The organism is Bacillus sp. XF8 (genome assembly GCF_017498755.1).
GTDB classification, from domain to species: domain Bacteria; phylum Bacillota; class Bacilli; order Bacillales; family Bacillaceae_G; genus Bacillus_A; species Bacillus_A bingmayongensis.
The window spans coordinates 1-4,090 of record NZ_JAGDQK010000093.1 but is presented as its reverse complement, the minus strand read 5'-3'; the positions used below and the strand labels follow the sequence as shown (position 1 = coordinate 4,090).

The 4,090-nt window shown below is 32.0% G+C and carries 2 protein-coding genes and 2 pseudogenes; 2 read left to right on the top strand and 2 right to left on the bottom strand.

Annotated elements, in window-relative coordinates; genetic code table 11:
* Window positions 1-340 precede the first annotated feature (340 nt).
* Together J4P91_RS28360 and J4P91_RS28355 are read right to left on the bottom strand one after the other, a co-directional pair.
* Window positions 341-1,037, bottom strand: a pseudogene (locus J4P91_RS28360) (IS6 family transposase).
* Between the two features lie 108 nt (window positions 1,038-1,145).
* Window positions 1,146-1,445, bottom strand: a pseudogene (locus J4P91_RS28355) (DDE-type integrase/transposase/recombinase); the annotation flags it as partial.
* Window positions 1,446-1,777: 332 nt separating this feature from the next.
* Here J4P91_RS28355 and J4P91_RS28350 point away from each other — a divergent pair.
* Both J4P91_RS28350 and J4P91_RS28345 read left to right on the top strand, forming a co-directional pair.
* Window positions 1,778-2,515 carry a hypothetical protein gene (locus J4P91_RS28350; RefSeq protein WP_207996750.1) on the top strand — a complete coding sequence of 246 codons (738 nt, stop codon included), beginning with the start codon at window positions 1,778-1,780 and terminating at the stop codon, window positions 2,513-2,515.
* Window positions 2,516-2,577: 62 nt separating this feature from the next.
* Window positions 2,578-3,771, top strand: a complete 1,194-nt coding sequence (locus tag J4P91_RS28345; protein WP_207996749.1) for a hypothetical protein — start codon at window positions 2,578-2,580, stop codon at window positions 3,769-3,771.
* Window positions 3,772-4,090: the final 319 nt, after the last annotated feature.

The following is a 4,090-nucleotide window of genomic DNA, read 5'->3' as shown; positions in this document are numbered from 1 at the left end:
CTATGATTCTACAGAAAGAATAGCGTATTTTTTTATTTTAGGGGGTATTTTGTTTTGTTAGCTTGATAGCGATGTGGTGCTACCCCATGCCCATCAAGCTAAAATTTTATAGTACCCCCAGAACGAAATTTCGTACTAACTTGTAACAAAAAAGCTCATTTTTTCGTTTTGGGGTATTTGCTTTTCTTAACTTGATGGCGATGGGGTGGGACCCCTATTTGTAAATCTAATATCCTTATTTATGGTGTACATGCATCACTTTTAGGAAAGGACATGAGGTTCTGGTGCAAAAATAAAATAAAAGAGAATAAAGCACATATATTCCTAACGGAATCGTATCTTATGCTGCAAGTCCAAACAATTGATGGATGAATTCCTTCTGAGTTTGGACGGACTGATTCCGTAAATCAATCTGTTCTTTTGTTGACTTCTACTCCAGAAAGAATGGATGTAGCTGTGTCAAAAGATTTGAGTCCTAGCATAGAACGGATACGCTTCTTTATAAAACGATGATCTTGTTCTACTATGTTATTCAAGTACTTTTGTTGTCTAAGTTGCATACCATCAGGTATGCTTTTTTCTTTTTTCAACTGTTCAATTGCTATAGGATAAGCTGGATTCTTATCGACTGTTATAACACGAGGCTTTGAAACATGAAAAGACCGCAAAGCTTTCTTGAAAAAGCGCTTCGCAGCCTTCTGATCTCTTGTTTTGCTTAGGCAAAAATCGATTGTGTTTCCTTTCGAATCAACAGCACGATACAAGTACATCCATTGCCCTTTTACTTTGATATATGTTTCATCGACTCTCCAGGAGTCATTTGTTTGTTTAAGGTAGCGTCGGATCCGTTTGTCCAATTCAGGACCATACTGATGAACCCAACGTATAATCGTTGTATGAGAAATGGATAAACCTCGTTCCTCCATCATTTCCACCAAATCACGAAAACTGAGATTGTACCGTAGGTACCATCTTACCGTTAATAAGATAATATCAGGCTGATGGTGTTTCCATTTGAACAAATTTTTCTTTTCCATACCGATTACACCCCCTTTTAGAGTAATAGTATCAGTATGTCCAAGATTTATAGATTACTTGCAATTATCCTGAAGTTTTTGCACCAGAACCGGAATTGCTGTTGAATTTTATGAAGCCGTTAATAATTTTTGTAATTCGTTATACGTCGAAAAGACGAAGTCTTCAATCAGACTTCGTCTTTGTTTATATAGGGAATGAACCGTTTCAATTCCTTTTATTGTATGTGAAGCATGGCGAAGTGTTTGAAATCCTGAGGATTTAGCAAACCGGCGCTTCACATGGCGATGATCTTGTTCTATGTAATTATTGAAATGTTTGATTGTAGAATGAGTAGTATTTTTATAAAAGCCTTTCATCTTTAATTTTTTGAGTGCACAAAGTAAAGAAGGGGCCTTATCTGTTGTCATCTTGTTGTTCATTTCATTCCCTCTCCTTTATAAACAGAACTAAAAAATACCCACAAACATACAAAAGTGAATGATTTCTTTTGATAGTGCTATCATGATAGATTCTTTGGTTATAAACTTTATATATATTTTGATAATTGCTTTGGTAAAAAATATTCACTGCTGATTGTCCTATATACATTGCCAAAGGTTGTCTTGAGAAATAATTTTCTTCCGAAAAACACATTTACACATACATTATTTGTAAGATATGATGAGGAATATGTTCCAAATAAATGAATTGTTAGTAAAATATGTATTTTTATTAATAGTTTCAAAAAGGGGGATGTAATATGAAAAAATCACATGCATTAGCATTAACAATGGGTTTAATGACTTCAGCTGTAGTTGTACCTACTGCTACTTTTGCAGAAAGTGATGATTTACCTTATTTGAATGAAATTAAGAAAATGCAACCGGATTTGAGTACATCGGAATTAATATCAAGTATTAATGAAATGGCAAAGAATACAGGAAATACGAAAGAGGCAATTACTAAACAAATTTATAAAGAACTCAAAGCAGATGAAGCTCAAGGTAAAAAAGAAGCAAATAAAAAAATAAACACGTTAGGCGGTAGTGGTGGTACAGTATCTGTAGGTAATAGCAATATGGGCGATTTCTTTTATACTGGTTCATATACTGCATATTTGAATCATGGACATGTTGGTATGTACTATAATTCAAATACAATTGTAGAATCAGTTCCAGGTGATGGAGTACGTACACTTAGTACAACAGCTCGTAAAGTCGATAAAGGCGACGCTGTTGTCAAATCTGTAAATACTACTTGGCAAAACAAAAATGATGCTGCATGGTGGGCGAAAAGTCGTGTAGGTAAAGACGGATATTCTTATAATTTCGCCACGAATAGAACTACTGGTCATTATGGAGCTAAAAATTGTTCAAAACTTATCTGGTCAGCTTACCAGCTTAATGGTGGTTTAGATTTAGACAAAGATGGTGGCGCTGGCGTATATCCACGAGATGTTCGTGATGCGAAACAGACATTAGTAGTTCGAAATATCTAATAGAAAGAAGTGCAACGAATCCATTTGTTGCACTTCTTCTTGTAAGAAAGGAATATATCATAATGAAAAAACTACTATTTGTTATTTTAGGTGTAATTGTGATTACAATATTAGTCTATTTTTTCTTTTTCAGTAACTCAAATGTGGATTTGATATCTGAGGAAGATATTCAAAAAAAAGATTTTTTGAAGGATAAACAAGCTGTGGTATATCTTTCTTCTACAGCTGATCAAGACATGGATGGTAAGGGTATTAGTTATGCAGTGTTTATTAATAAGAATGGGGGAGCAAGTGGTTATAAAATGAATGGTTTAGAGCTTGGTGGTATAGGAGTATCAGAAAATAAAAAAGAACTTTTATTAGAAAGTAAGGATAAGCTTAAAATTGTAGGAGAGAACTTTAAAGAGTTTAAGATGAAATACCAACATACAGGAGATTACAGAGCATATTTAAAAAACAGCGACTTGTTTGTAAACATCTATAATTCTGGTAGTAATCCTGATACCGGAGGATATGATTCAAATGTTGTATATGGTAATAAAAAAGGTATTCATAAAGGAAATATCCCACATTATCTTATGAGCTCTGGAGTGGATGAAGAAACTATTTTGGTCATAACTCAAGATATAGACAAAAAAGAATATAGTCTAAAAAAGGTAACATTTAATGATTTAAAGATGAAGCTTGAAGATGTTACAGAAATTAGTTTAGATAAAAATATGTCATATTCTAGTTATTCTTCTATTTTAAGTGATGAAAATTTTTATTATACGGTTTTAGTTGAAAATGATAATACGATTAAAGGAAAAGTTTATTTGTTACGTATCGATAAAACGACATTAAAACAAGAATTAATTTTGTTGTCTTCCGAAGAGGATACTACAGCTTCAATACCTTTTACAAAAAACAATTCCGCATATCTACATAACAATGAATTATATTTTATAAATGGATTAGGTAACGTTATTACGTTTAATACACAGACAAATACAGTAAATACTAAGTTTAAGATTGACTATCATGTAACAGATGGTGTTAGATACAATGAGCAAACCTTCTTCAAGGGCGATCAACTATATGTCTTACGGTATGATAAAAATCGAAAAGATAAATATTATATAGAAATTTATTCTTTAAAAAATGGCAAGAAAATTAAAGAAAGTGAAGTTATAGGTATGGAAGAAATTGTTAACTCTGTCCGGGGAGGAAAGTCAATTCATGCTTATGACTTTAAAGTGTTCGGTTCAAAAAATTAAATAAGTAATCTAATATAAACTCCTTTTAATTATGTTTCGTTCAAAATCATTTCATATAAATAAACTAGTTCTGTTGCAAAGTTTGAAAAAAGTATACACAGGTTGGTAAATGAAGAACAATGTTTAGGAAGTAGCTGTAAAGTGATAATAAAGTTATTTAATTTCGATATAAAAATATAAGAGCCTTACTACATTTTTTGTAGTAAAGCTCTTTAAAGTTGTTTAATTTTTATCCATTTAAAGGTTCTGTTGCAAAGTTCTTTAACAGATAAAAAGTCAAATTCAGTACAATCAAATTTTATGCAATAGTAAGTAATCG

What these genes read in the sequence shown, in the direction of transcription:
- J4P91_RS28350 (WP_207996750.1), top strand. Translation starts at nt 1,778, where the DNA reads ATGAAAAAATCACATGCATTAGCATTAACAATGGGTTTAATGACTTCA.
- J4P91_RS28345 (WP_207996749.1), top strand. Translation starts at nt 2,578, where the DNA reads ATGAAAAAACTACTATTTGTTATTTTAGGTGTAATTGTGATTACAATA.